General features: G+C 42.1%; 24 protein-coding genes. 12 read left to right on the top strand and 12 right to left on the bottom strand.

What is annotated here, in order from left to right:
* Positions 1-83: 83 nt before the first annotated feature.
* Both QWZ01_RS17735 and QWZ01_RS17730 read right to left on the bottom strand, forming a co-directional pair.
* Positions 84-824 carry a LytR/AlgR family response regulator transcription factor gene (locus tag QWZ01_RS17735; protein WP_290325554.1) on the bottom strand — a complete coding sequence of 247 codons (741 nt, stop codon included), beginning with the start codon at positions 822-824 and terminating at the stop codon, positions 84-86.
* Positions 802-1,965, bottom strand: a complete 1,164-nt coding sequence (locus QWZ01_RS17730; RefSeq protein ID WP_290325553.1) for a sensor histidine kinase — start codon at positions 1,963-1,965, stop codon at positions 802-804. The genes QWZ01_RS17735 and QWZ01_RS17730 overlap by 23 nt, the downstream gene beginning before the upstream one ends.
* 392 nt (positions 1,966-2,357) lie before the next feature.
* Between QWZ01_RS17730 and QWZ01_RS17725 the strand changes: the two genes are divergently transcribed.
* Together QWZ01_RS17725 and QWZ01_RS17720 are read left to right on the top strand one after the other, a co-directional pair.
* Positions 2,358-2,870: an SgcJ/EcaC family oxidoreductase gene (locus tag QWZ01_RS17725; RefSeq protein ID WP_290325552.1), complete on the top strand. Its 513-nt coding sequence runs from the start codon at positions 2,358-2,360 to the stop codon at positions 2,868-2,870.
* Positions 2,871-3,225: 355 nt separating this feature from the next.
* Positions 3,226-5,619, top strand: coding sequence for an ABC transporter permease (locus QWZ01_RS17720; RefSeq protein WP_290325548.1), 2,394 nt, complete (start codon positions 3,226-3,228; stop codon positions 5,617-5,619).
* Positions 5,620-6,122: 503 nt separating this feature from the next.
* Here QWZ01_RS17720 and QWZ01_RS17715 read toward each other — a convergent pair.
* Positions 6,123-6,446: a DUF1003 domain-containing protein gene (locus QWZ01_RS17715; RefSeq protein ID WP_290325546.1), complete on the bottom strand. Its 324-nt coding sequence runs from the start codon at positions 6,444-6,446 to the stop codon at positions 6,123-6,125.
* A 234-nt stretch (positions 6,447-6,680) separates the two neighbouring features.
* Between QWZ01_RS17715 and QWZ01_RS17710 the strand changes: the two genes are divergently transcribed.
* The 3 genes from QWZ01_RS17710 (at position 6,681) to QWZ01_RS17700 (ending at position 9,353) form a co-directional block, all read left to right on the top strand.
* The gene (locus tag QWZ01_RS17710) at positions 6,681-7,319 is read left to right on the top strand and encodes a hypothetical protein (protein ID WP_290325544.1); all 639 of its coding nucleotides are present in this window, start codon (positions 6,681-6,683) and stop codon (positions 7,317-7,319) included.
* Positions 7,320-7,561: 242 nt separating this feature from the next.
* Complete coding sequence (locus QWZ01_RS17705) at positions 7,562-7,720, top strand: lmo0937 family membrane protein (protein WP_290325543.1); 159 nt, start codon at positions 7,562-7,564, stop codon at positions 7,718-7,720.
* Positions 7,721-7,865: 145 nt separating this feature from the next.
* Complete coding sequence (locus QWZ01_RS17700; RefSeq protein WP_290325540.1) at positions 7,866-9,353, top strand: alpha-amylase; 1,488 nt, start codon at positions 7,866-7,868, stop codon at positions 9,351-9,353.
* Between the two features lie 37 nt (positions 9,354-9,390).
* On the opposite strand, the gene QWZ01_RS17695 is transcribed toward QWZ01_RS17700, so the two are convergent.
* From QWZ01_RS17695 to QWZ01_RS17680, 4 genes are all read right to left on the bottom strand, one after another.
* The gene (locus tag QWZ01_RS17695) at positions 9,391-9,987 is read right to left on the bottom strand and encodes an RNA polymerase sigma factor (protein ID WP_290325537.1); all 597 of its coding nucleotides are present in this window, start codon (positions 9,985-9,987) and stop codon (positions 9,391-9,393) included.
* 567 nt (positions 9,988-10,554) lie between these two features.
* Complete coding sequence (locus QWZ01_RS17690; protein WP_290325535.1) at positions 10,555-11,022, bottom strand: low affinity iron permease family protein; 468 nt, start codon at positions 11,020-11,022, stop codon at positions 10,555-10,557.
* A gap of 9 nt (positions 11,023-11,031) precedes the next feature.
* Positions 11,032-11,427 (bottom strand): response regulator transcription factor, encoded by a 396-nt coding sequence (locus QWZ01_RS17685; protein WP_290325534.1) that lies wholly within the window; start codon positions 11,425-11,427, stop codon positions 11,032-11,034.
* 338 nt (positions 11,428-11,765) lie between these two features.
* Positions 11,766-12,935 (bottom strand): GAF domain-containing sensor histidine kinase, encoded by a 1,170-nt coding sequence (locus QWZ01_RS17680; protein WP_290325533.1) that lies wholly within the window; start codon positions 12,933-12,935, stop codon positions 11,766-11,768.
* A gap of 53 nt (positions 12,936-12,988) precedes the next feature.
* On the opposite strand from QWZ01_RS17680, the gene QWZ01_RS17675 reads away from it, so the two are divergent.
* Together QWZ01_RS17675 and QWZ01_RS17670 are read left to right on the top strand one after the other, a co-directional pair.
* Positions 12,989-13,309, top strand: a complete 321-nt coding sequence (locus tag QWZ01_RS17675) for a hypothetical protein (RefSeq protein ID WP_290325531.1) — start codon at positions 12,989-12,991, stop codon at positions 13,307-13,309.
* Positions 13,275-14,261, top strand: coding sequence for a response regulator (locus QWZ01_RS17670; protein ID WP_290325528.1), 987 nt, complete (start codon positions 13,275-13,277; stop codon positions 14,259-14,261). Before QWZ01_RS17675 ends, QWZ01_RS17670 begins: the two co-directional genes overlap by 35 nt.
* 162 nt (positions 14,262-14,423) lie before the next feature.
* On the opposite strand, the gene QWZ01_RS17665 is transcribed toward QWZ01_RS17670, so the two are convergent.
* A complete protein-coding gene (locus tag QWZ01_RS17665) occupies positions 14,424-15,560 on the bottom strand; it encodes an alpha/beta hydrolase (protein ID WP_290325526.1) in 1,137 nt (378 codons plus the stop codon).
* A gap of 580 nt (positions 15,561-16,140) precedes the next feature.
* On the opposite strand from QWZ01_RS17665, the gene QWZ01_RS26035 reads away from it, so the two are divergent.
* Positions 16,141-16,281, top strand: coding sequence for a recombinase family protein (locus QWZ01_RS26035; RefSeq protein ID WP_353959415.1), 141 nt, complete (start codon positions 16,141-16,143; stop codon positions 16,279-16,281).
* A gap of 519 nt (positions 16,282-16,800) precedes the next feature.
* Here the strand turns inward: QWZ01_RS26035 and QWZ01_RS17660 are convergent.
* Genes QWZ01_RS17660 through QWZ01_RS17645 form a run of 4 tightly spaced genes read right to left on the bottom strand, consistent with a single transcriptional unit; the run spans position 16,801 to position 20,149 of the window.
* Positions 16,801-17,718 carry a YciE/YciF ferroxidase family protein gene (locus QWZ01_RS17660; protein WP_290325524.1) on the bottom strand — a complete coding sequence of 306 codons (918 nt, stop codon included), beginning with the start codon at positions 17,716-17,718 and terminating at the stop codon, positions 16,801-16,803.
* A gap of 21 nt (positions 17,719-17,739) precedes the next feature.
* Positions 17,740-18,846, bottom strand: a complete 1,107-nt coding sequence (tal, locus tag QWZ01_RS17655) for a transaldolase (protein ID WP_290325521.1) — start codon at positions 18,844-18,846, stop codon at positions 17,740-17,742.
* A 2-nt stretch (positions 18,847-18,848) separates the two neighbouring features.
* Complete coding sequence (locus QWZ01_RS17650; RefSeq protein WP_290325519.1) at positions 18,849-19,109, bottom strand: hypothetical protein; 261 nt, start codon at positions 19,107-19,109, stop codon at positions 18,849-18,851.
* The gene (locus QWZ01_RS17645; protein WP_290325516.1) at positions 19,109-20,149 is read right to left on the bottom strand and encodes a manganese catalase family protein; all 1,041 of its coding nucleotides are present in this window, start codon (positions 20,147-20,149) and stop codon (positions 19,109-19,111) included. The genes QWZ01_RS17650 and QWZ01_RS17645 overlap by 1 nt, the downstream gene beginning before the upstream one ends.
* A 393-nt stretch (positions 20,150-20,542) precedes the next feature.
* On the opposite strand from QWZ01_RS17645, the gene QWZ01_RS17640 reads away from it, so the two are divergent.
* The 4 genes from QWZ01_RS17640 (at position 20,543) to QWZ01_RS17625 (ending at position 26,626) form a co-directional block, all read left to right on the top strand.
* Positions 20,543-22,747, top strand: a complete 2,205-nt coding sequence (locus QWZ01_RS17640; protein WP_290325514.1) for a glycoside hydrolase family 88 protein — start codon at positions 20,543-20,545, stop codon at positions 22,745-22,747.
* Positions 22,748-24,614: 1,867 nt separating this feature from the next.
* Complete coding sequence (locus QWZ01_RS17635) at positions 24,615-25,664, top strand: fatty acid desaturase (RefSeq protein WP_290325512.1); 1,050 nt, start codon at positions 24,615-24,617, stop codon at positions 25,662-25,664.
* Positions 25,665-25,706: 42 nt separating this feature from the next.
* Complete coding sequence (locus tag QWZ01_RS17630; RefSeq protein WP_290325510.1) at positions 25,707-26,240, top strand: DUF892 family protein; 534 nt, start codon at positions 25,707-25,709, stop codon at positions 26,238-26,240.
* A gap of 8 nt (positions 26,241-26,248) precedes the next feature.
* A complete protein-coding gene (locus QWZ01_RS17625) occupies positions 26,249-26,626 on the top strand; it encodes a single-stranded DNA-binding protein (protein ID WP_290325508.1) in 378 nt (125 codons plus the stop codon).
* Positions 26,627-26,653 lie beyond the last annotated feature (27 nt).

Genomic DNA, 26,653 nt, shown 5'->3' with positions numbered 1-26,653 from the left:
CATAAACCGAGATAAATCTTCGCGAAAGCTAACTACCAACATCTCCATCCTTGCGAAGGCTTTTTGATCACCTTTCCACTCTTCTAATTTAAAAGTTGTTTGCCATTCAAGTCTTTAAGCACTTGCTGCCGGTAAATCTTACCGATCGGAATGAATTTTTTCTGAATGCCTATTTCCTCTTTTGTATAGGAGTCAATCTTATCAAGCGCTACAATAAAGGAACGATGCACTCTTATAAACGATTCTTCGGGGAGCATGGCTTCCAGCGCTGTCATGGCGTGCTTCGTGACGACAGTCCCGCGTGTGGTGTGTATCTTTACGTAATCTTTCAAACTTTCTATATACAGTATTTCTTTAAGGAACACTTTCACCATCTTTCGATCCGCCCTGAAATATAAAAAAGATGGGCTTATCGGTTCTGCTCCGGTTAATGCGGGCTGAACAGGTGCCAGAGGTTCATGTTCAGGCAATGCTTTCATTACCGCTTTTAAAAAACGGTCGAACTGGATGGGCTTAACCAGGTAATCGGTTACGTCAAGTTCAAAAGCTTGTACAGCATATTGGTCGAACGCCGTGGTCAGCACAATTTTGGGAAGGTGTTTAAGTGTCCCTATCAGATCAATACCGCTCAGCTGCGGCATCTGGATATCGAGAAAAAGTAAGTCAACCTGCTGTTGTTTAAGAAATATCAAGGCTTGCATGGCATTCCCGAATTCGCCGCATAATTCCAGTATCGGTATCTGGCTGATATACCGACGCAATACTTCGCGCGCAGGCGGTTCATCGTCGACGATGAGACATCTAAACTTTTTTGGCAGGCTCATTATTTAACTCTTTTACAGCAATGACATTATCAGGCGCCAGTTTTAATTTCAGGTTCACGATATACATCTCATCTTCTTCACGAATTTGCAGTTCATGGGCGCCGGGATAAAGTAACTCGAGCCGTTTGCGTACATTGGCGATGCCAATCCCTGGGATTCCGTTGCTTGGTCCGGGCGGTTTTCCGTTGATAAGCTTCATTGAAAGATATTGATCTTTTATAGTCAGATCTAAATTGATCCATGGTTGTTCCGCCATTTGGCTTGCACCGTGTTTGAATGCGTTCTCGATGAAAGGAAGCAGCATCAACGGGGCAACGAGTTGGTTCGTGTGGCGTGTTGGAATTTGCAATGCTATATCCAGCCCATTGTCGTAACGCGCGGTTTCAAGGGCCAGGTATTGATGAATCATAACTAACTCTCTATCCAGTGATACAAGAGGCTTATTGCATTCATATAGCATATACCGCAACAGCTGGGATAACCCCATGATCATACCCGATGCTTCATCCGAAACATCCTGCGTAAACGAATAAATATTATTGAGCGTATTGAAAAGGAAATGAGGGTGCAACTGGGCCTTCAGAACCTGCAGTTCGGCATTCACTTTTTCTTTTTCCAGCAGCAGGGCTGCCTGTCTTTCTTCAAAAAAACACTTCATCAGCTTAATGGCAGCGGCCATGCCCACGGTTATACTGCCGCGCAAACCTGCCAGCATAGCTACACCAAATTTGAAATAAAAAGGCGGCCCGGTACTCTTAACCACGTCTCGATAGATGCTGCCTGCATAGATATGTCTTAACGCTTCAATCACCGTAACAGCAAGCAAAGCCGAAAGCGTGGCGGTGAGTACAATCAGTATTAAGGTACTGAGTGTTGCCATCAGATATTTTCCCGGTAACACCAGTTTGGGGATGACCAGGTACATCAGCATATAAGCCAGAAAAATGCTGGGTATTAAATAGATCAGGGTATCCGGCCAGGTGATCATCAGGCGCTGCCAGAAGGATTGTTTCTGCAAACCGGGAGAGGGTGACGCTGAGTAAAGCAATACCTGAAACAAGAACCAGAGTGACCAAAATACCAGATGCCTTATCATTCGCCAGCGCGTTTCTGTTGCATAAATAAAAGACAATTGAGGCATAGCTGTCCGGTTTAAATGCTAAAGTACGAATTGGGAAATTGATTGAGCGCTGATTAGGTGCTTATTAGACAAAAATTTAATTCACAGGGATTAAAGGATTTAGTCGTCGACAAAAAAATTTAATGACCAGTGATTGGTTGTCCGTTTGCTTCGCCAGCTCCCTGGTCTATTTTTTTGAAGTGCTATTATTTAGGCGATTAGCTTTGGCATATTAAGACGCTTACCAGCTATGAAAAGATCGATTAAATCCTCGCCTGCACACTTTCGGTATCTGCCTTATCAAATACAAAATTGATGTAGGCGTAAAGTTTCATGTGAACGGGTTATAGCGACGCTCTTGTTCTTTTTTATAGGTTTTAACTTAAAAAGCGATTCAATTTAAATCATAAAATATGACAAATTACAAATTCCTCCTCGGGTTTTCTTTAATATTTTGTAGCTTTTTTGGTTACGCTCAGGGCGATCAGAAAACAGTTGATGAAAAAATAATCGACAGCCAGGTTAATCGTATGGTTTCAGATTGGAATACACATGAATTTAATAACATGGATAGCTATGCAACAGATGACGTTGACTGGGTTAACATTGTAGGGATGTGGTGGAAGGGAAAACAGGAGGTGAAAAAATCTCATAAAGCTGGATTTGATTATTTTTTTAAAGGGGTTCCTTTCACACGTAAAAGTTTAGACATCCGGTTTATTACAAGCGAGGTGGCTATTGCTCATTTAGTTTGTCACGTTGGCTCGCTTTTTCCTCCAGATGGTATAGACCGAATCACGAATAGGACACCTGAAACTGACAACTTGTTGACCTTGATTTATGTAAAAACAAAGAGCACCTGGCTGCTTTCTGCCGGACAAAACACGTATATAGATCCAAAGGCTACTAAACTTCCAAGTAAATGACCTTAAGCTGGTGTCAGCGGTTTTTTTCAAAGGAAAACAAAAAGCATTATCAGGTCCGTCCTTGCGGCCTGGATCCAAGTCGCTGGGAAACTTACAGGATATACTATAACCTCGATCAGAAGGGAAATTAGTGTACGCCGTCCGAAACGAATCGTTATTTATCAATAAAATAAACGAATACCATTTCTTAATCGAAAATCGTCCATCAGCGTACGGTCATTGTTCTATTTTCGAACGGTTTGCCTGATTATTCATTTATTTAAATATTTGATAATCAATAGATTGAAATAAAGGCACATTATTGGTAAGGTCGAAGGTATCCTCAAAAACCAATATTATGCTTAAAAATTATTTAATGGTTATCTTTCGCAACCTGACCAAAAATAAGGCATTCTCGTTTATCAATATTGTTGGGTTGGCCGTTGGTATGGCTGCATGCCTGCTCATCATACAATATGTAAGCTTTGAAATGAGCTATGATAACTTTAATATTAAAGGCGATAGACTTTATCGCGTTAATCAAGATCGATATACCGGAGGTAAGTTAAGTACAGTTTGGGCGGCGGGCGCATCCGCCGCGGGGCCGGCTTTTAAGGCAGCGTTACCTGATGAAATAGAAAGTTATGTAAAAATGATAAGTACCGGGCAGACCCTGGTAACTTACAACAACAAATCTTTCGTAATCAGGAATAATTTTGTCGTTGGTCCTGATTTTTTTAAGATGTTTAGCTATCAATTGTTGCAAGGCGATGTAAATACTGCACTCACTGAGCCAAGGTCAGTGGTTTTGACCGTGAGCATGGCGAAGAATCTGTTTGGTGCTGCCAATGTAATGGGCAAAACTGTAACGATAGTTAACAGACCCATGAAGGTGACCGGCATTATGCAGGACATGCCCGCTAACTCCCACCTGAAGCTCGAACTGATGGAATCCTATATTACTATGCGGGAGATTTGGGGAGTGTCGCCAACATTTGATCCCGAAAAGCAATGGTTCTCTGACGGATTTATCACCTACGTACTGTTAAAGCCGGGCGTTAATCCAAGGGCGCTCGAAGCTAAGTTTGTCCCGATTGCCAAGCAAGGTTTGGCTGATGTTAAAAACGAAGCCGCAACCTATACTTTGCAACCAGTTAAGGATATCCATCTTTATTCAAACCGTAAATTAGAGGCAAGCCCTAACGGCGACGGCAAATCCGTTTATTTGTTATTAGGGATAGCGATTTTTGTCATCGTCATTGCCTGGATAAATTATATCAATCTGGCTACCGCCCGTGGCATGGCGCGAGCTAAGGAGGTGGGGGTGCGCAAAACGCTCGGATCCGCTAAGGTGCAACTGATCATGCAATTTATGCTGGAAGCAGCGGTACTTAACGGGCTGGCTGTTTTACTGGCTGTTGCAATCATCGCGGCGGCGATCCCTATGTTTGCACGTATAACGGGCCTTGCTATCAGCTTCACGCTATTTTACAATCCGCTGTTTTGGGTAGGCGTGCTGCTGATGTTTTTTTCAGGCTCATTTTTCTCGGGCTTTTACCCAGCCGTCGTGCTATCCGGCTACAAACCGGCAGCTGTATTAAAGGGTAATATTACCATTACCACTGGCAGCGTTATTTTACGAAAGGGTATGGTTGTATTTCAGTTTGCCGCCTCCATATTTTTGCTGACCGGCGTATTAGTCGTGTACCGCCAGGTTAGTTTTATGCAGAACCAAAAACTGGGTGTCAACATAGATCAAACCGTGGTGGTCCGCTCGCCGCTGATACAGGTGGATTCCGTAAGGCGCGATACCCGAATATTTAAGGAGGCAGCCTTGGCTATCCCAGCGGTAAAAGGCGTAACTGTTTCAAGCGATGTGCCCGGTAGCGAGGTGTATGCCAACTACGGTAAGTTGCGCATGGCAGGTCAAAGCGAAAACTCCAATGTGCAGTGCAGGGTGCTCTCCGTGGACTTTGATTTTTTAAAGAATTATGGTATAAAGATTATAGCCGGGCGTGATTATTCTCCGCAATATCCTGGCGATGAAGAAACATTAGTTGTTAATCGCTCGGCAACTGCCTTGTTCGGCTTTAGCAAACCCGAAGAAATAGTAGGTAAGCAAATGATGTTTGCCGGCAGATTGCATACGGTTGTAGGGGTAACCGAAGATTTTCATCAGCAATCATTAAAAGATAAATATGATGCGATTATTTTCGATTATAATTCATGGGTGCAAGGTTTTGTTTCTGTAAAAATAAATGCTAATTATGCTGCCCAAACAATAGCATCCTTAAAAACCATTTGGGCCAAATACTATCCGGGCGACCCTTTCGACTATTATTTCCTGGATCGCCACTTTAATGAACAATACCGGGCCGATCAACGCTTCGGCAATGTGTTCGGCATATTTACGTTGATAGCTATTTTTATAGCATGCATGGGGCTTTTTGGTTTAGTATCCTATACCGTTGTACAACGCACCCGTGAGATTGGCATCCGCAAGGTATTGGGAGCTTCCGTACAAGGCATACTGCAATTACTCTATAGAGATTTTGCGCTGTTAATTATAGTCGCGTTTTTAATTTCAACACCTGTGGCATGGTATGCAATTCAGCAATGGCTGAATGGATACGCGTTCCGTATGGAAGTAAATCCGCCGCTGTTCCTGCTGCCTTTCGTTATAGTATTGATCATCGCCTTCACTACCGTATCATGGTTGAGCATAAAGGCTGCGTTAATGAACCCTGTTGCAAGTTTAAAAACAGAATAGACTACATATCAAGATATGATATAAAAAAAGGATTTCACAACTTATGAGGATAAACTTGCTATAGGCCTGGCTTCCTTTTTGGTAATTATCTGGGAAAGAGCAAATCGGGCCCAGCTCACCCCATTTATACTATCGTCGTTCTACGGCCTATCGGCTTCGCTTGATTTCAAAATAGTTTAGGGGCATGGAATGTTTCTAAACCCCATGTCAGCACACGGATTAATTAAAAGCAATAAATTGTTTTATTAACAATTCAGAAGAGCACCAACAGACATAATTTGTTCGAGACAGAAAAAAGTCGAAAAAAGAATTTACGAGTAGTTCGGAACAATATTTGAGTTGAAATAACATTCTAATACATGAAACAATTTGTCTCGAACAATGCATTGATTTGTCTTTGACACTTATGTTTATTGTTCAAAACAATTGTGTTACCTTGTTTAAAACAAGTAGTTTTTTTCATTTTCCCTATTGGAAGGAAATTGCACCTATTAATTAAACAGCTAATTTTGAGTGCCTTTTTTCCGATCTACTTTGCGTTGAATTCTTTTAAGGTCAGTGGATTCTTTTATATGATCAATTTCTTCTTGATCCGATATTTGCAATTCCAGATGCTGATGTATATCATGTACCATCGCCAAAATACGGGTGATCTCATCTTCCGCCCGCACATTAACTTCAAACTCCACCTGGGAGCGAATAGTCTCAATTCGTCCTTGTCGGTTCTGATTGATCAAAACGGATACAGATAAAACAATGGCAAAAATTGAAACGCTCATTTCCAAAATTGGAAAAGGAAACGGGTCAAAGGCTTTTAACCAGGACAATAGGTGTACGTTTTATATGATCCAAAAGCAAAAAAAAGCCGCACACCCTATTAGAAAGCTCATGCTCCCCAGCATTTCTATTAGAAAAACGGTTACCCGGTCCATTTTTGTTTTTGTAAAATCGAGAGAAGATCGCAATGCTGTATTTTCCTGATTAAGATTGTCTTTCATTTTAATTAAAGATTTGAGCTTTAAATATAATTTAAATGTTTACTATTGTTCATTCCATCCTAAATGAAATTTTACCTGACGTTCTATTTGGTTATATATGTGCCGACTTTTTTGTTTGCGCAAAAGCCGGCTGTGATTCCGGCCGTGTCGCGGGCGATAATTGGTCACGATAAGGCGAAATCTACTGCCAAAGACACGGTTATGGAATCAGATACCTCCAAAGAAAATAAGGAACCGAGGTATTATTATGCGTCCATTAACAGCAATATATATGTCAATACCAAAGGTGCGGTTGGAGACCGTTTTTCCCCCGTTGCTGAATTCGGAAGGGCATACGGCATATTCGAGATCGGGGTCGCCGGCGGCAGATTGAAGACTACAGGCCGCGACACCGTATCATTTCTTGAGATGCGTCCAACTATCAACGTATTTTCAAAAGGGAGGTTCGCAGAATCACTATGCCTGGGAGCAGGATATGTGTTTGGAGCCAAACAGGCCCTAATGACCGAGATTTGCAATAGTATTAATTTAAACGTTTCCGAAAACGTGCAGGTTTCCATCTCCCAGGGTTATTGCTTTTATGATGGGCGAAATAGTAGTCGAACGGGCCAGTACATGGGACTTGGTTTAGCATACAACTTCCTTAAAGGCCACAGTGTAAATAAACAGCGGAAAAAGCAAGCAATCGTAAGCGATCAGTAGCCTATACCCAGCTTACAATGGCGCTCTTATCTTATAATTTCGTGAATGGCACTCGTATGATGAGGTACCCAGTTTTGTTTTAAATAATAATGATGGTGTCAGGTAGTCAAAATATTATGCGTAAATCTTTTTCGAAAAAGTGTTTTAACAAAGAAGGTTGTAAATAGTTGAATTTATTTAAAAAATAAATCAAAAAACAATTAGCGATTTGCGTGTTTATTAGGTAATCTAATATACTAAACATGAACTCATTACTCTATATCATCGCCGTAATTCTTATCATTGGATGGGCTATCGGTACTTTCGCCTATGCAGCAGGTAGTCTAATACATATCCTCCTGGTTATTGCAATCATTTCCATTATCCTGGGAATAATCCGAGGCCGTAGGCCAGTGATTTGATCTTTTCTAAATTAAGCATCAGGTAAATTGACAATACTGAACTGATCAGAAAACTACCTGATGTATAGTAGAATGATTTAAAGGTTAAACAAACTAAAAACCAGATGGGGTTGCCAGTAGGCAGCCTTATTTTTTACATATTGAAATGGAAAACTTTACAATGCTCCAGTTTTTTGAATGGTATTACCCGGCTGATGGCAGCCTGTGGAATCATTTTAAATCTGAATCGCAACGCCTAAAGAAAATCGGCATAGATACTGTCTGGCTTCCGCCCGCTCATAAAGGCATGGCAGGTAAACTGGCCAATGGATACGATGTCTATGATATATATGATCTTGGCGAATTTGATCAAAAAGGCTCGGTCGCAACGAAATATGGCACTAAGCAGCAATTGATAGAGGCGGTTGGAGCAGCTAAGTCGGCGGGTTTAAAAGTCTACGCCGATGTTGTCCTGGATCACATGGGGGGTGCGGACGAAAAGGAAACAATCACGGTCAGAAAAGTGAACCCGGAGAACCGGAATGAATTTATAAGTGAACCATACGAAATAGAAGCCTATACGAAATTTACATTTCCTGGCCGTAATGGTAAGTACTCTCAGTTTGTCTGGGATTACCAATGTTTTGCAGGCGTTGATTATGACGACCGTACTAAAGAAACTGCTATTTACAGCATTCAGAACGAGTCAGGCGACGGATGGCAACATGTAATGTCCACGGAAAATGGCAATTATGATTTCCTTATGCTGGATGATATCGATTTCCGCAATCCTAATGTTCGTGAAGAACTAAAAAACTGGGGAAAGTGGTTCTATCAAACTGTAGGTGTCCATGGCTTTCGATTGGATGCGATCAAACACATGGATGCAACCTTTTTTAATGAGTGGCTCGATTATTTGCGAGCTGAATTAAGCCATGAGTTTTTTACGGTGGGTGAATACTGGGAGCCGTATAATTTGCAGCCCATGCTCGATTATATCGAGGCTACCGGTGGACGCATGTCGCTATTCGATGCGCCTTTGCAGGGAAACTTTCATAAGGCTTCCAATGAAGGGAATGCATATGATCTATGCGTTATCTTTGACGGGACGCTGGTGAAGGCTAAGCCGGATCTGGCAGTGACGCTTGTGGAGAACCATGATACCCAGCCACTGCAATCGTTGGAGCAACCGGTACAGGCCTGGTTTCGTCCTTTAGCATATGCTTTGATTCTGTTAAGAGAAGCTGGTTATCCCTGCATCTTTTATACGGATTTATATGGTGCAAATTACAAAGACAAAGGTGGAGACGGGAATGATTATAAAGTGACGCTGAATAAGGTTGATGATATGGAGGCTATGCTGTACATTAGAAAAAATTTGGCTTATGGTGAACAGCGAGACTATTTTGATCATCCTAATTGCATTGGCTGGACACGTTCTGGTCATGACGAATATACGGGCTCAGGCTGTGCGGTTGTCATTTCAAACGGAGATCCTGGTACTAAACACATGGAGGTCGGAAAGCAATTTAGTGGGACCGCGTTCGTCGATAGGCTTGGAAAAATAATCGATGAGGTTATTATTGATGAAAACGGATGGGCAACTTTTAAAGTAAATGCCGGATCCGTATCGGTTTGGATTTTAAAACAATAACCGCCTTATGGATTTGAAAACTTAAAATGGGTTTAATTTACTCGACACTATAAGGAACATAAATCCCGGATTGTAATTCGTCGGTATAGTAATATAGCCTTAGTTTTTTTAACCCGGCCCTCAGTCTGCTTTTAACAGTACCTAATGGTAAATGCAAAGTGGAAGCCGTTTGCAAAAGGGTATATCCCTGAAAATATACAAGGGATAAAATAATCTTATGTTCACGTTTTAATTGTTGAATTGCTTTTTGAACTCCGATACCATCTGGATATAATTCATAGTTGTAACTATGATCAATAAGATCTAAACACTCCTCCAAATTTTCACATTTCATCGAATTGCGATAATCAATATACCTTAACTCATCTAAAGAAGTTCTTTTTGCAATAATAATTAACCAAGTGTATAAACTTGCTTTGCAGGGTTCATAAGCTTGAATTGAACACCATGCTTTGGTAAAAGTTTTTTGTAAGACGTCTTCCGCCGTTTGCTTGTTTTTTGTAATAAATATTATTCTTTTATAAACATTTTTGGAATACCTCTTATATAAAATACCAAAAGTTATCGGGCATTTCAACTTCAGCCGGGCAATAAAATCATGTTCTATAGCCTTTACGGGTAAAGTAGGTAACATGATTGTCCTTTGCAACTAGCGCTCGTTAAATATTAACATATATTCTTTTTACGATAAATAATATTAAATGTTTCCGATATAGTGAGTGCATGACAACACTTACTTCGCATAATTTCGTCTAACCTCTAAATGTTCGAGTATGGCTAAAAATGCGGGAAGGTGCGACAACAGGATGTAGAAAAATACTCTACAAGGTGAGGTTAAAAAAATCCTTGATTAATAATAAAAAAAATAATTCATGAATTGAAGCCCTATGAAAACAAAAAAAGCTCAGAACCTCTACCGAACTTTTCCTACATGAGCGTGTTTCTAACTTTACCTTTGTAATTATTTGAGCTACCAAACAGCTTTTGTGCCAACTTTGCAAGCAAGTTCAAGATATCTCAGCCAACCACTTTCTTAGGGCTCCATAGTAAAGATGATTGATAAATGAGCGAAATATTAATGCTTTGAATGCTGCTCAGTTATGTATTAAAAACGGGTTTACTAAATTCTTACGCGTGAGATATGAGTGGTGTAGAGGGGGGGCTAATAAAGGTAGAATGCTTTAAGTTTAAGCAAGGGAGCCTAAAATTTTTTATTATTTTTTGGATTTCGTGCTGATGATTTACGTTGTTGATTTTCCTCTGCTGCATCAATAGAATGAGTCCGGGTAATATCATCTTCTTTTTCTGCCAGGGCGGAAATCCGGGAATAAAAACGATGAAGTTCATCCAGTTCCTTTTCCGTCAGGTTCTCGATATCAACAATCCTGTTGCTGGTGCCTTCATGCGAGGCGAGCAATTCGTTTAATTTCAGATGAACAGCTTTAGAATCTTTGTTTTGAGATTTTTGAATCAGGAATACCATTAAAAAAGTGACGATTGTAGTACCTGTATTTATGACTAGCTGCCATGTTTCAGAATAATGGAACAGTGGTCCGGTAACGGCCCATACAATAACAGTAATCGCAGCAATGATAAATGCTGCCGAGCTCCCTGTCGCCGTTGTTGCCCAGTTGGAAAATCTTTCAAACAGGTTAATTTTCTTTGTCATAGCTTTGGTTTAGGCTGCTGAATAATAGTTAACCTTTTGTATCAGGTCTTCAATATCGAAAGGCTTTAAAAGGTAATCATCAGCATGACAGCCTTTACCCTCATCAATTCCGGCATGTGTCGCTGACACAATGATTATCGGAATGGCCATCGTCTCCGGGGCATTTTTTAATTCACGACATATATCCCTTCCATCCATATCACCGAGCATGACGTCAAGTAAAATAACATCCGGTCTGGAATCTTCTATTGCATGATCTACATTTTGCCCATCTGCCAATTCTTTAACCTGATATCCTTCATCTGTAAGAATGTAATTGACAACATCGCGAATATCCGCCTCGTCATCAACTATCAGTATCTTTTTGAATTTTTCCATTTTCTTTTTAATTAGTGCTACTTTCATCACACTAATTAAAAAACGTCGGAATGGCGCTTGATTTTCGTAGACAGATGTTTATAGTACATTTAATATTTAAGCGGCTTTTTTCACAGCTTTATGATTTAAGATCGGTTGTCAATAAAGCCGACAACTGTAAATCAAATGCTTTTAAAAAGACGGTGGTGTTTACAGCTGTTTTCATGGCTTTATAATTTGTTACTTACAAAGGATAAATACCGTGCCATATCAGTCTTAATCAGCATTGGCTACTAGAAGTCAAAAACATGTATACTATTAGCTACGGATATAATAGATTAAGTACAAACAGTAGCGGTTAATTAAAAAGTTTTTCAGTTACGAAGCTAAATGCTGACAGGAAGTGTAAACCAAAAACTTGAGCCTTGTCCTTGCGCTGAATTTACACCAATCTCTCCACCATGCTGCTTGATAATTTCAGCCGCAATATAAAGTCCGAGACCCAAACCGGTTTGTATACCGGAAGGGTCTGACCGGTAGTATCGACGGAAGATATGCGGCAATTTATCAGGAGCAATTCCAGGTCCCAAATCATTTACGGTGACCTTCACAAACCCTGGTAGTTTATCGGTGCGAAGTGTAATCGTTGAACCAGTTGCATATTTTACGGCGTTCTGGATTAAATTTATAAGCACCCGTTCAATCTTTTCCGGATCAGCCGTTATTTTGATGTTCAAGTCACCTTCAATTATTAATTCTTTTTTTGCTGACAGGCGGATATGATCGCGACTGCTGTCAACGATTATCTTCAGATTAGTTGAAGACCGTTTTAAATCCAACGTATGTTCTTGCAGACGAATGGAATCAAACATGTCGTTAGCCAGCCCTGAAAGTTTTTGAACACTTTTGTTGACTTGCGCAATTAGGGCATCATCATCAGCATGCTTTAAGCCTAACAATTGTGCCGCCGCCTTAAGCGCAGTTAGCGGAGTTCGCATCTCGTGGCTGGCTATCTCAATGAATTTATCTCGCTGGGAAATCAAATTGATATTATCATTGCGCAGCTCTGTTTGTTCCATTACTACTTTGGCCAAATGTTGTAACAGCTCCTGTTCTTTACCGGTCAAACCTCTCGGCATCTGATCAATTAAGCATAATGTTCCAATAATATAACCGTCCGGCGTGATTACAGGTGCTGCTGCATAAAAACGGATCATGATCTCTCCGGTCACGTATGGATGACTTGCCAAGATATGGTGTTCCCTTGCGTCTTCGATCAACATAATTTCAGGTTGTAAAAGAGCCAGTGTGCAGAAGCCTTCGGCCCGGCCCAAGCGTTCTACACCACCCAAGCCCACATCTGCTTTGATATGCTCCGTTTCTGCATCCAAAAATGAGATGTGGCTGATCGGAACAGCAAACAATTCACAAGCCAGCCGGCAAATGCTGTCAAATGCTGTTTCACGTTCGGAGCCGGCGATCTGGTATCGCTCCAGCGCTGCGACTCTTTCCGCATCATTATCTGGCTTAATATGAATATTCCCTGATTTATCCATTTGTAATGGCTAATCTACAAAATCTTTATATTTACCATTAAATTAGTTGTTATATGGGCCTAGGCAACGCTGAAAGCAGCGAGCAATTTTTATCCGGCGGCGGGGAAATGGGAAAATTGATTCGTTCGATGGATTGGTCACAAACGGCTCTAGGGCCTATAGAAAACTGGCCGCAAAGTTTACGCACCTCGGTCAGTTTATGTTTATCCTCTACGTTCCCAATCTTGATCGCCTGGGGGCCCGAGACGATCCAAATTTATAATGACAGCTACCGTCCGATTTGCGGTGAGATGCACCACCGGTCTATGGGTATGAATTTTCGAATTTTAGGACAGATCGGTGCAGAAAGAAACCCGTATTTTGATCGTGGATGATAATGCCGACATGCGGGCTTATTTGAAACGTCTGCTGGAACCATATTTCACCGTCAGGTCAGCATCGAACGGTGCTGAAGCTTGGGTCCAAATCAGGCATTCTATACCATCGTTAGTACTTAGTGACATGATGATGCCGGTAATGGACGGCAAAAACTTATTGGAACATATTCGAAATGACGAGCAGCTTTATCGTTTGCCAGTAATTTTCCTCTCCGCCCGCGCAGGCGAGGGAGCGCGAATTGACGGCCTGGAAGCCGGAGCTGATGATTACCTGGTTAAACCATTTTCAGCCGCAAAATTATTAACAAAAGTCCGTGCTCAAATCAATATTAACAAAGCACGTGGTCATGCGGAAGATCAGCTGCGGGCCTTGCTGGCAGAGGCACCTGTGGCGATGGCAATTTATCGCGGACCAAACCATGTTATCGAATTGGCTAATCAGCGAATGCTAGCCTATTGGGGACGCAGTAAAGAACAGACCTTCAAACGACCGCTTTTTGACGCGATTTCCGAGTTGGACACACAAGGCTTCCGGCAGATCATGGATACGGTTTATGAAACCGGCGAACGCTTTGTTGTAAGCGAAACACCTGAAGTTTTAAATCGATTCGGTAGAGAAGAAACTGCTTACGTGAATCTGACGATCGAGGCTCTGAAGGATGAAAAAAAACTGGTTAATGGTATTATCGCTGTCGCGGCTGATGTCACAGATCAGGTAATTTCCCGTCTGGAACTGGAAAAAGTCAGCGCCACGCTCACGCTCGCCATGGATTCCACGGGCATGGGTATTTACCGGATCATTCTGGCCTCTGACCTTTTGGAGGTTTCTCCAAAGGCCAAGGTCATTCATGCAATCCCACCCGACGAAGTGTTGTCTTATGAAAAAACTTTATCAGTTATCGTTCCCGAACACCGCGACATTATGAATTCCCTATTGAAAGTTCATTAAAATAGCCGGTCTGAAGATGACCGGCTATTAGCGAAAGTTTGACGTGGGATCGTTTACTATATTTAATGAGGAAGAATTAGCTCGTATAGTTTTTTTTGCAACTTTTAGAGATCGATACTTAAAAATCATCTCATCAAACAATCCAACAACGTTATACTAATTTTACTGCTTGCCAAAAGCTTTTTTCAGCTGGCTTACGGCGTAAGCCTCCGCATCCTTTGCTTGCGGTACAATTGCCCCCATCCCGAAAAACTCGTGTGTAACGCCATCATAGTTTTTACTTTCGGTTTGAACGCCGGCAGCTTTTAATTTATCAGCGAGTTGCTGCCCTTCACTTTGCAGCGGGTCAATTTCATCTGTAATTACTGTTGTTGGCGGCAGGCCCTTCAAATTAGCCGCAACCAGGTTAATCCTTGGGTCTTTCCCCTCGCCCATATTATTCAGGTAATTTTTAACAAACCAGCCCATCATGGCTTTATTCAATGGCTTGGCATTGGCATTCTTAGTATATGATGGCGTATTCATATCCGAACCTGCTACAGGGTAAACGGCAATAATTGCTGCAGGCATCATAACACCTTTATCTCGTGCCATGATAGCCATATTTAAGGCAAGATTACCACCGGCGCTCTCACCGGCAACGGCAACTTTCTTAGGGTCGCCTTTGATACTTGCAGCATTTTTTAACACCCATTGGTAAGCTGCGAAGGCATCGTTATGAGCTGTTGGAAATTTGTGCTCCGGTGCTAAACGATAAGCGACAGATACTACTACAGCCCCTGTCTGATCGGCCAGCACATTTGGCCCAGCGTCATAAACATCCAGATTAGCAATTACAAAACCGCCGCCGTGATAATAAACGATTACCGGGAAAGGACCGTTTCCGCTTTTGGGTGTATAGATACGAATATGAACTTTACCACCAGTGGCATCAATATCCTTTCCGGAAGTATCCACATTGAATACCGGTTTAGAAATATTATTTTCTTTCATTAAATCCATCACGGCATCAGTTGGCGTATGGTTCTTTCTTGCTTCTACAGGTGTCAGTGTTTCGATAGGTTTATCACCGTAACTAGCCAGCTTTTCGATCACAGCCTGCATTTCTGGTTTAATATCCGGTGCCCAGGCGGGGGCTGAACCTTTAGGCTTTATTTTGGCCGAGGCGCTATCGGCGGTTTTGACGGAATCCGTCTTTGTGGCGGTACTATCCGATGATGTGCTACTCGTCTTGCTTTTGCAAGCGCCAAGCAGCAATAACCCGCCGGCTGCGAATGTTAAAAGATGTGTGTTTTTCATAGTTTGTGTAAATATGTTGTAATTAGTGAATGTTCGGAATAAAACAAGAAGTTCTCTGTTAGTGGAGGCAATTCTTCAACTGTCTGATCTTTTAGGATCGGATGTTGATCACAAATTGGCATCCCCTCATTATTCAGCATTTTATACGTATTCGCCTTGGAAAGAACCTGAAGCGACATAAGCCTTTGTTTTAAGCGTTTCCATAGATTGATGCATATATATCAAACCATCAGATAGCAATTGTTGTTTTTCCTATAAATAGAATAAATTTACTTTAAGTAAAACCTCAGGGAGTGCAATTGGAAAATGTCTTGTTGATTGCCTTACTTTTCGGATTACGATGAACAACAGCAGGTAAGTTCATCTTTATCCAGGCAACTGAATTTTTATAGGTTAGGTTAATTAGTTCAACATCGTTTCTAAAGTTGCGTTTATATTATCAATGTTAACAACAGAACTAAGATTTTCGTTGAATCTAGAGGTTAAGTAATTCGATTTGCCTTTACCCAATATATTTATTGAGAGTGCTGATTACGTCACTATCAAAATACTTGGTACAAGGAAAATTTAGGTAGTTGTCTTGCGGCTCGGCCAATCCGAATTAATCTCCCCTGCCAGAAAACTGATGTTAAGCATGTTGGTTGCTATTGCTGAGATGGAATGTGACCTTTTGATTGAGCACACTCAATCGGGGCTAACAAGAGCAAAAGGTGAAGGGTAAAACTTGGCCGCCCAACAAATACTGCAACAAATCAACGCGCAGAGATCTTGAGCAGATTCACACAGGGAACTTCTATAAGTGAGCTGGCCAGAAATAACTTTCACGGCGAGTATACTGCGATAACAAAGTCATTGTGAGAACAAGGCTACTTGAAGTATCATCTTCATCAGAGCACCAAATAATATTAAAGGAATAATTTGTTTTATCAACATCTGTATCTGTTGCTAATAAGACACAATTTGTTCTAGACAGAAAGAAAACCGAAAAAGGCTTTAAAGAATAACTCTAAACAATATTTTGGTTGAAATGTCAGGCTAAATAAAGACACAATTCGTTTACAACAAAGCATAGCACTTCGTTATATAAGTTCTCTGTTATGCGCTTTTCGAAACGTTTTTAAATGATCAATAAAACAAATGTTTACGGTCTTTTATAAGCAATAAGCATATACAATTACGAAGGGGCCGCCTGAAGGCAGGCGGCCCCTATGATAACCGTTCTCACTCTTTACTCTGCCTGTTATTCTTCTGCCGGTTCATTGCTCGCTGCAATGTTTGCCTGGCTTTCGGCAATTTCTGTTAAGAGCGCGTCCGCTGTTTTTTCTTCATCCAGTGTTAACACCAGTAACTCGGCAATTTCGTAGTAACCCAGTGTTTTGGCTAAGGCTATCATTCCTCCGTAGGAGGCGATCTCGTAATGCTCTGCTTTCTGACCTGCAAAAATTAGGCCTACATCGCGCTGAGCAGTACCTTCCTCCGTAGCGCTGATAATCTCATCACCCTCATCGACAATTCCTGCCATAGCTTCACACTTCCGGCTGTCGGGTTCGATCCCTAAAATATCAAAAATTTGTTCCAAACGTTCTACATGTACTTCCGTTTCCGTCAGATGCTGCTCAAAAGCGTTTCTCAGTTCGGAAGATGTTGCAGCCTCGGCCATTTCCGGCAGAGTATCCACTAGTTTATTTTCTGCCCAAAGCAAGTCTTTAAGCTCGTTCACGAAAAATTCCGAAAGCTTTGAATTTCCTGATGCAGAAGCCTGGTCTACGTCCCATTCTTGGTCAGGAATAACGGTTTCGGATTCCGGCGCATAAGATCCCTGTGGCGAATTAAAACCTGCTGTGTCTTCATGAAAAGCTTCTGTAGCTACATCAGTATCATTTGGATTGTTATCGTAATGATCACCGTTTGTTGCTTGATCACGAAGAGATTTGATCAGATCATGACCTTCGACTATCCCGCGCTGTTGATTGATGAGTACCTGCTCTACTTCAGGATCGTTGCGGATGCTTTCATCCGATAACTTGCTGAATACGGCCGTTAGCCCGTTTTCGTCCTCTTTTAAATCCTTTCCAGCTTTTTCGAAACCGGCGGAGCGGTCATTGTTAATCTTAATGAGATCATTGATCACATCAAGTGATTTTTCTGTGTTTTCCATAGGTAGTTGGTAGATTATTGTTTATTGATGAATTTTTGTTGATATGGCTTGAAGCAGCTTTTGATAAGGCGCCTCAAATTTTTGTATTCCTTCCTTTTCCAGCTGCTCAGCAACCTCCTCCATATTGATTCCGGAGCGAGCAAGGCTCTCCAGCAGGTATAACGCTTGTTCTGTACCCTTATCCAGCGTCGCTCCGGCAGTGCCATGATCGCGAAAAGCATCGATGGTCGCTAAGGGAGCTGTGTTCACCGTATCTGGCCCAATCAGCTCTTCCAGGTATCGTGTATCCCGGTAAGCAGGATTTTTGTTACCGGTACTGGCCCAGAGCAATCGTTGCGGTTTAGCACCGGCAAGGGCGAGTTTGTCCCATCGTTCACCACTGAACACCCGTATATAAAGCGCATAAGCCGCCTTAGCAGCAGCAATAGCGGCTTCACCTTTCATCTCTCCCAGATCTTTGTCGTCAAGAAGTGGATCGACGAGCAAGTCTATACGACTGAGGAAAAAACTGGCTACCGAAGCAATCCGGCTAATATCGAGCCCTGCTGACAAACGATCTTCTAATCCGTCTATATAAGCATTAGCCACAGCCTCATAACGTTCAAGTCCAAATAGCAGCGTGACATTAACATTGATGCCTTCACTGATAGCGGTTCGGATAGCCGGCAGGCCGGATAAAGTTCCGGGGATCTTAATCATTACATTCTCGCGGTCAACTTTTTTCCAAAGTTCCCTGGCCTGTTCTATAGTTCTGCTTTCGTCAAGGGCGAGCAGCGGCGAAACCTCCAGGCTGACATATCCGTCTGCTCCGCTAACTTCTTCATTATAAACAGGTGCGAAGAGGTCAGCAGCCTGCTGAATGTCACTGATCGCCAGGCGGAAAAAGATATGCTCCGGATCACTATCCGCTTTAGCATACTCCAAAATATCCGCGTCATAGTCGGCACTCGAGTTGATCGCCTGCTCGAAAATAGCTGGGTTGGATGTTACCCCCCGTATGCCATCCTCGTCGATGAGCTGTTGAAGTTTTCCTGAACGCATGATTTGCCGGTCGATAAAGTCCAGCCAGATGCTTTGTTTAAAATTGGTGTGAATCTGCTTAACCTTGTTTAATTCTTGCATAGTCATTATTATTTTGGAGGTTTGGCAGAAAGGTGTCCTGACGGATCAGCATTCCCTTTACTCACCGAATCCGCTTTATTTGCTTTCGCCGAGTCCTGACGATCCTTGTTGATCGTAGAAGTGTCCCGTATCGCCGGCCCGCCTGCTTTGTTAACACTGGTCGTATCCTGGCTGTTACCCAGTTTCTTTTGACCATCGCCGGAATTGCAGGCCGTAAAAAGCATCGCAAAGACCGTCAGTGCTAAAATATGTTGAGTGATCTTTTTCATTACGATTCGGTTGGCGCGCTTGCGCTCTCGTAGGTACTCCATTGGGCAGTACCTTTGGGTTCGGCATTTTTTACCTCAGCACTTTTTGCAGTGCTCATTTCCTTGTCCAGTTTATCTTTATCCTTCAAAGCTTTGCTGTAGTCTTGTGGCAGGTTGGTTTGCCCTTCGGTTTCCAGAACTTGCTGTAACGGCTGTTCGACATATTCCCATTCCTTACCCATGCCTGGCATCTCTCCTTCATTCCAGGGACCCCGTACAGCACCCTCAGAAAGATTATAAACTTGCTGAGTGTAACGTGGATCAGCGGCAAGGACGCCCGGCGGGAAATTATTCGGAATACTATCTAACGCTGCCTCGAACATTTTATAATGTGCCACTTCACGCGTCATCAAAAATGACAGGGTTTCATGGATATAAGGATCATCCGTAAATTTCATTAAATGTTCGTAAACCAACTTCGCTCTTGATTCGGATGCCAGGTTGCTGCGCAAATCGACGGTCAGGTCACCGTTGGAATGAATATATGATGCACACCACGGTATACCCTGGCTATTGCGTGGGGTAACCCCGCCGCCGGTGATCATCACAAATTGGGGATTGGCCGTCAGTGCCTCATGTATAATATTTTCTTTGGCAGCCTTTCCGTTCATGACCTGCATGATCTCGGAACTGTCGGCCGCATTTTTTAGCTCGCCATTGACTCCCTTGAGCAGCATCTGAATGGTCGCTCCAACAATTTCCAGGTGGCTAAACTCTTCTGTAGCGATATCCATCAGCATATCGTACTTATCGGGGTGCGGCACTTTAGCACCAAAAGCTTGGGTAAAGTATTGCATAGCTGCTGCCAGCTCGCCGTTTTCTCCGCCAAATTGCTCCAGTAAAAGATTAGCAAAGCGCGGATCGGGGCGGGAAACCCGTGCATTAAATTGTAGTGATTTAACGTGGTGAAACATAATAATGATTTTATTAGATGGTAAAAAAAAAGTGTGTAATTGACTTGATAAGAGCGGATAATGTCTTAATACAACTCCGGTAATCATTTTATGTTTCAACTTAAAATTAAATAATTTTCTTATTTTTAAAATTTCAGTTATAGAGAATTTTCGTCACAAACCCACTTAACTGCCGTACCATAGTAAATGGTCAACAGATCGCCATCAAAAGGCCAGGATTGAGCAGGCTGATTACCTCCAAACCAGCAGCGCTTGGTTTTTTACATCTTTGGAGAGCGACAGCGGATTTTCAGGAAACCGAAGGGCGAGATCTCTAATGTAAAATCAACCGGACGATAACGGATAAGTTTCTCATTTTAAATAATAATTATAGAATAAAAACAAATAAGTACAGCAGCAAGTTATCGTTACACGTTATCCTCGGCATCTACTGACGGAAGCTTGGTAGAACGACACCACTCCAAAACGCTATTTTAATATATGGATGCATTATCACCCTGGGCTGCCGCAGTCAAAAATCTTTTTCATGGGCAGGATCTCCCCATTCTCTTCCGGCATGACCTCAAGGGGTATATCATCCAGGTTCATCATCTGGCGAACTCGCTTTGGATATCCGTTACCTGTCCGAATGAAACCCAGGTAATACTTCGCCCCGCGTATGCGCCTAATGATCAGATGCAACTGGAAAAAATCATCAAAAACCAGAACGGGATCACTATACTTTTGTCAGCGACTATCGGTAGTTACCGGGTAAAGCTGGAGCTTCCGGATACTGAAAAACCGCTGATCCACTATACAACTACACTTAATGCCAACGCCCCGTTGCTTGTTCCGTTTTGGCCAAGAGACATGGTGATCACCGGACCGAATGATAGTAGCCGAGATTCAAAAGGTACCATTCATGTAAGCCAAGTCGGTACACGCAGCGGTTTACAATATCTGACCTTTGATGAGCCCGCAGACGGTGCTTTATTGTACTTCCAGAATCTTACCGCGCTGAACGATTTTGCAGAAGCAACGGAAACATCTTTGGGAAACGTCGTAGGCGGCACCTGGCCGGAACTGGGCCTGGCGCTGCCGCCAACATTGAAAGGCAAACCTTTGCCCCCACACCGGGATATTATTCTTTCGGATGCTTTCCTTGCATTTAGTTCTGAGTATCCAAAAGATGAATTCATGCAGGCCAAACAGTTTCTCAACCTGTTGGGCGATATATACGTGCCACTTCCGAAGCCTGATACAGCATATTATGGTTGGCTGGACATGGTAGACCAGGGTCTGCATGATCTAGAGTTTAGCCACGGATGCTGGTCTCACGGCGCGGAGCAGGATTATTTGAACGCCTATGTTGCCGACTATCAAACCCCTCCGGAACTCATGGTTCAGCTGGCAGTGTTATTGCCGTTAACTGATTATTATGATTGGTGTAAGGCGGATTTGCCCGCTATGGAAAAAATAAAGAATGGCCTGGACGCTTTCTACAGCAAGGAGTTGAAAACGGTCGTCAGGTTTCTGCCAGCCTTGTCAAGTGAATTAAGCGGGGATGAGGAACAACTCAAACCTAACGTAATGGATTCCTGGTATCTCCATCATCCACTGCTAAATTTGGGCCGCTTAGCAATTCGGGGAGATAAACAATCAACGCAATTATTTCTCGATTCGCTCGGTTTCACCATTAAGGTTGCTCATCATTTTAATTATGAATGGCCGGTGATGTACAACATGCAAACCCTGGAAATAGTAAAAAAGGAAACGCAGCCGGGTAAGGGAGGTGAAAAGGACGTGGCGGGGCTCTACGCGCTTGTGATGTTGCATGCCTGGCAACTGACCAAAAAAAACAAATTCCTGTTGGAAGCAAAAAAGGCCGCCAAAACTTTGCAGGGAAAAGGCTTCGACCTGTTTTATCAGGCCAATAATACAGCATTCGGGGCTAACGCCATGCTATGGCTGTATAAAGAAACTAAAGAGCAGCTATACCTCGACCTGGCTTACCTGAGCCTGGCGAATATTTTTAAGAACTTTCAGTTATGGGAGTGTAATTATGGTTACGCCAAAAATTACCCTACATTTTTTGCTATGTTCCCACTGAATGATGCGCCTTATACCGCAGCGTATGAAGAGCAGGAGGTATTCGCAGCGATGCACAATTTTTTACTGTACGCACAGGATGAAGATATCCTTCCATCCGTATCCCTGCTGATACCGGAATTCCTTAAATATATATTAAATCGTGCACCGTATTACTACCCGCCTAATTTGCCAAGGGAAATGTTTTCAGAAGAGGTAAAAACCGGGCAGATCGATCATAAACTTTGGATAGCGATCGAAGATATTCACGATGGTTGGGAGCAATCAGGAATTGTTGGCCAGGAAGTTTATGGTGCCGGAGTAGCTTTTGGCATTATACCCCGCCATTTTTACAAAGTTCCTGATGAAGATTTCATGATCTATGTAGACTATCCTACGGCCGGATATCACTACCGCAAAAACCACGTTTCATTCCTTTTAAAAGGCAACGAACGACTGAGCTGCAGGATGATGATTATCAAAAAGCAAGGCATCGAACTTCCTGGTTTTAAAGTGACCGGGCATGAAAAAGCTCAAACAGCTCTGCACCGGAAGGACGGACATGTTGAATATGCGCTTCAAGGAAATCAACAAATAAAAATAAGTTGGAAATGGTAAAATTATCAAGGCCTTGTCATTGCTGTGGCTAAATGAATGGCAGCATCAAACAATTAACATTAAATTAAATTGTAAAAGAGCATATTCATTGGTGAACATTTCTTAATTAAAACAGAAAGAGTATGAATGAGCATTTGTTTTTGAAAGGGCAACGGGTCATTACCCCTGATGGGGAAGGTGAAGTTGTAGATTCTTCGGGAGATCAAATATCCGTCAAACTTGATGACGGTGAGACGAAATTATCCATCTGCTGATTTGCAGGACAACAGCAGCGCAGGCTGAGTACTTTAAATGATTTCTACAAACAGTGCCTTAAAAGCGCTGAAATAAAGTCGTGTTTTCTTTGCCCTTGGCGTTTAGCCTGATGCGTTAATTCAATTTTTTGCATGAGCCGTGCTGGCGCCTGAAAATATCCTTTTCACCTTCGGATTTTCCGCGATTTTTTATTTGGCATCGCAGGATCAACTTTAAAAAAAATATCAGTTCAAAAAAAAGGCGTTGGCCCGATACAACCAACGCCCCGATCTACCACCATAGCATGATAAATCACATTTGAGCACTATCACTGAACTCAGATCTTTTTAATATAGATCATTTTTTTAAGGTAACACAACCTCCGTAAATGCTTTTGAATCATATTGTTCACATATAATCATTTACTTACGTGGCCTGGATAAACCAGGCGCATGGATGAGTGAAATAAAACCTCTTTACACTCGCTGCTCAGAGGTTTTAGAATTATAAAAACTATACAGATAATTTTGCACTCCCGGCAACTTCGTAACCGTTGTAAAGTCGTTTTTTTTATCCGGTTTGCAATGATATAATCCGGTAAAATAGGTGAACACTTTTAATGTAAATGTAGTGAGCTGGAAAGTTACAGGTTGGGTACAATTACTTCAATTTGGGGGATAAAATACTTGATCTGAATTAACCATCCCAATTGATCGCCCATTATTTAACTATTTGCCGATGGCTTGTTTGATGGTGACCGCCGACCACCTGCAGATGGAGATTTTCGATACTATAGTTTTAAGTTTACGAAAGCAATATTGTACTCATGATCTTATCTTCGGCGGATCACCGTAAATTCTTGTACTATGGCCACTTAAAAAGATGCTTACCTCCATTATGCGCAAGCTGATGCATTCCCCTCTGTAAAGGTTAGCTACCATCCGCACGATTTTGATCTTTTCTGTAGACCACCCGTAAATTCCTCACCGGCTGTGCAGAAATACCATTGGACAGTGCTTTAACGATCATAGCATAACACCTTATCTTAAATTCAATGCAGCAGCATTCAAGTTCAAAGCGATCATTATTCAACTTGAAAGACGGCGAGCAAAGATGGACGTCGCAAACTTCTTGTTTTAGTTCATCCTGAAATTTTTGTAGATTTTCCATGACGGGTTATAATGTTTGATGTGAAAAGAGACCGCCTTTCCTTTCCTGTGATGCTGCGCTTTTTACGTTTGAAGTCGGAGCGAAAAAACAACCCCGGAAATCAACACCGGGGTTGCAGGGATTGACGAACAGGTTATCATAACACTCGCTGCGCTGGTAACCCTATAAACTGTAGTGTTAAAAGCCTTGGATAAAGATAAAGAGGCGATATCGCTCAGGCCGGGTGTTTTTACTCTTTTATTAGGTGACATTTACTTTGTTTTGAATTGCGTATAAAGTTTTTAAAAGGGTCATCATGCAAGCGAGCTTAGTGTTAGGTTATCAATCATAAGCGATTTGCTTTTGAAGAAATCGAGTATTTGTCCCCTACCTGAATGTGTTTTTCAGCACGAAAAGTAAAATCTTATATACGAACTTTAAGGCAAGAGGCTTACTGTCGCTGGCCTTCATTAGACAAAGAGAAATGCCATTTTTAGATTATGTTTTGCAAAAGCCATCATACGGATGGAAAGATGATGCGGGAGTGCTCATTAAGCCCACTACGATTAAGATTCTAAAGGAATTTTTCTCCCGGTTAAATGTGATCAAATCACGAAAAAATTGGCTTTCGGTATTCAGTTGGTTAAAAGTATTTTGCCTGAGTAGTTTTTTTATACTATTTCTTATTTTTTATTTAAGCTGGTGGACTGTCCTCGCAGCATTCATATACGGCATGATTATCATGGGAACTCATGGAACAATCTGGCATCACCGGTACTGCACGCATGGCGCCTATAAATTCCGCAATAATTTCTGGCGGTTTGTTACACAAAACCTGACCATTAATGTGATCCCAGAAGAAATTTACGCCATTTCCCATCATGTCCATCATTCTAAATCAGACCAGCCCGGCGACCCTTATAATGCCCAGGCCGGTTTCCTTTATTGTTTTTTGGCTGACGTCAATCACCAGCCAATCGCCAAGGATTTAACTCAAGCAGATTACGACAGAGTTAAATCATTGATGGCCCACACCGGGATAAAAGCCAATACTTATAGCCAATATCAGCACTGGGGTTCCTATGTCAATCCTTACCGGGCGCTCCTTTCCTGGCTACTCAACTGGAGTTTCTGGTATGGGGTGTTTTACTTAGTCGGCGGGCAAGCGCTTGCAGTGAGCTTATTTGGGGCCGCGGGATTCTGGGCGATCGGGGTAAGGACTTTCAATTACGACGGTCATGCCAAGGGCCAGGATAAACAAAAAGAAGGTACTGATTATAACAAAAATGATAAATCAATCAATCAACTTTGGCCGGGCCTGGTGGCCGGGGAATGGCACAACAATCATCACTTGTATCCCAAAAGCGCGCGAAGTGGATTTAAACCTTATCAGGTAGATCTTGCCTGGTATTACATCAAAATAATGTTTTGGCTGGGTGCGATCGCTGAATATAAAGATAACAAAAAGCAATTTTACGAGCAGCATTATCTGCCTCACAAAAATGCGGAAACTAATGGTGATGATCAGCAGTAAACGAATCAGATTATTCAAAAAATATATCCGAATCTGCGCGTAATGGAAAATTCAACACAAATACGGAGCATTTCTTTCCCGGTCATAAAAGGGGAACAATTTGATGTTTTTTTTAACTATCACCTCAACCGAATTTTCTGTGCAAAATCACATCTTCATGAACGCTTACCAAAATTGGCGCGGCAAGGAAATTTTCAGAACATGAGGCATGCGATTATGGAGACCTGGGTAGATATTGGCAACCAAATAGCCCGGATCGAACATATATTTATTTTGCTGAATTCGCGTCCATCTTTAAATGACTGCAATGACCTGATCAATTTTTTAGAGTCGGGGTTTTCTTCGATCTTTCTTTACAGGGAGAGGAAAAGTCAATCGGAATTTTCAATCCTATTTTACATGTCAATGATTGAAAGCGTAGAATTGACCGCTTTCAAGCTATTGGAAATAGCTGCTACAAAATTACCTGATGAATCTATCAGACAGTTAATAAAGAAGAGTTTTGACGAATCAAAATCCGACCGCAGGTTATTTCTGGAAATTGCGGCAAATATCTCTGTCACTATTAGCATCTAACAATACGTATGTCGGGCATCAACAAAGTCATATTAGTGGGTCATGTAGGAAATACCCCTAACCTTCGTTATTTGGAAGATCACGTTGCAGTTACCGGTTTCGAATTGGTTACAGCGGAAAGCATATCAGAAGATGGTAAAAAGTCACAACATTTAGAATGGCATCATGTCGTCATGTGGCGTACTTTGGCAAAACAAGGCGCGTTGAAGTTAAAAAAAGGCAAATTGGTTTGTGTGGAAGGAAGGCTTCAGACCCGGTCATTTGAAGATAAAAAAGGTATCAAAAAACAAATCACGGAAATCGTAGCGCAACATTTCCGGGTGTTAGGGAGCGATAGAGATGCACCAAAAGTACGGGATCAATATGGACTAAACAATCGGCCATAGGTTTCTGAAGACAAACTCGCAACCTTT

The sequence above is a fragment of the Mucilaginibacter aquaedulcis genome (assembly GCF_030409325.1).
Taxonomy (GTDB): Bacteria; Bacteroidota; Bacteroidia; order Sphingobacteriales; family Sphingobacteriaceae; genus Mucilaginibacter; species Mucilaginibacter aquaedulcis.
Note: the sequence above shows the minus strand (reverse complement) of the source record. Positions and strands in the feature narration are given on the sequence as shown.

Bases quoted from the DNA above. Each gene is read 5' to 3' on its own strand.
- QWZ01_RS17660 (WP_290325524.1), bottom strand. From the start codon at position 17,718: ATGGAAAACACAGAAAAATCACTTGATGTGATCAATGATCTCATTAAG.
- QWZ01_RS17635 (WP_290325512.1), top strand. From the start codon at position 24,615: ATGCCATTTTTAGATTATGTTTTGCAAAAGCCATCATACGGATGGAAA.
- QWZ01_RS17700 (WP_290325540.1), top strand. From the start codon at position 7,866: ATGGAAAACTTTACAATGCTCCAGTTTTTTGAATGGTATTACCCGGCT.
- QWZ01_RS17675 (WP_290325531.1), top strand. From the start codon at position 12,989: ATGGGCCTAGGCAACGCTGAAAGCAGCGAGCAATTTTTATCCGGCGGC.
- QWZ01_RS17735 (WP_290325554.1), bottom strand. From the start codon at position 824: ATGAGCCTGCCAAAAAAGTTTAGATGTCTCATCGTCGACGATGAACCG.
- QWZ01_RS17685 (WP_290325534.1), bottom strand. From the start codon at position 11,427: ATGAAAGTAGCACTAATTAAAAAGAAAATGGAAAAATTCAAAAAGATA.
- QWZ01_RS17645 (WP_290325516.1), bottom strand. From the start codon at position 20,149: ATGATTACCGGAGTTGTATTAAGACATTATCCGCTCTTATCAAGTCAA.
- QWZ01_RS17665 (WP_290325526.1), bottom strand. From the start codon at position 15,560: ATGAAAAACACACATCTTTTAACATTCGCAGCCGGCGGGTTATTGCTG.
- QWZ01_RS17650 (WP_290325519.1), bottom strand. From the start codon at position 19,109: ATGAAAAAGATCACTCAACATATTTTAGCACTGACGGTCTTTGCGATG.
- QWZ01_RS17695 (WP_290325537.1), bottom strand. From the start codon at position 9,987: ATGTTACCTACTTTACCCGTAAAGGCTATAGAACATGATTTTATTGCC.
- QWZ01_RS17720 (WP_290325548.1), top strand. From the start codon at position 3,226: ATGGTTATCTTTCGCAACCTGACCAAAAATAAGGCATTCTCGTTTATC.
- QWZ01_RS17625 (WP_290325508.1), top strand. From the start codon at position 26,249: ATGTCGGGCATCAACAAAGTCATATTAGTGGGTCATGTAGGAAATACC.
- QWZ01_RS17710 (WP_290325544.1), top strand. From the start codon at position 6,681: ATGAAATTTTACCTGACGTTCTATTTGGTTATATATGTGCCGACTTTT.
- QWZ01_RS17630 (WP_290325510.1), top strand. From the start codon at position 25,707: ATGGAAAATTCAACACAAATACGGAGCATTTCTTTCCCGGTCATAAAA.
- QWZ01_RS17690 (WP_290325535.1), bottom strand. From the start codon at position 11,022: ATGACAAAGAAAATTAACCTGTTTGAAAGATTTTCCAACTGGGCAACA.
- QWZ01_RS17725 (WP_290325552.1), top strand. From the start codon at position 2,358: ATGACAAATTACAAATTCCTCCTCGGGTTTTCTTTAATATTTTGTAGC.
- tal (WP_290325521.1), bottom strand. From the start codon at position 18,846: ATGACTATGCAAGAATTAAACAAGGTTAAGCAGATTCACACCAATTTT.
- QWZ01_RS17680 (WP_290325533.1), bottom strand. From the start codon at position 12,935: ATGGATAAATCAGGGAATATTCATATTAAGCCAGATAATGATGCGGAA.
- QWZ01_RS17730 (WP_290325553.1), bottom strand. From the start codon at position 1,965: ATGCCTCAATTGTCTTTTATTTATGCAACAGAAACGCGCTGGCGAATG.
- QWZ01_RS17705 (WP_290325543.1), top strand. From the start codon at position 7,562: ATGAACTCATTACTCTATATCATCGCCGTAATTCTTATCATTGGATGG.
- QWZ01_RS17640 (WP_290325514.1), top strand. From the start codon at position 20,543: ATGGATGCATTATCACCCTGGGCTGCCGCAGTCAAAAATCTTTTTCAT.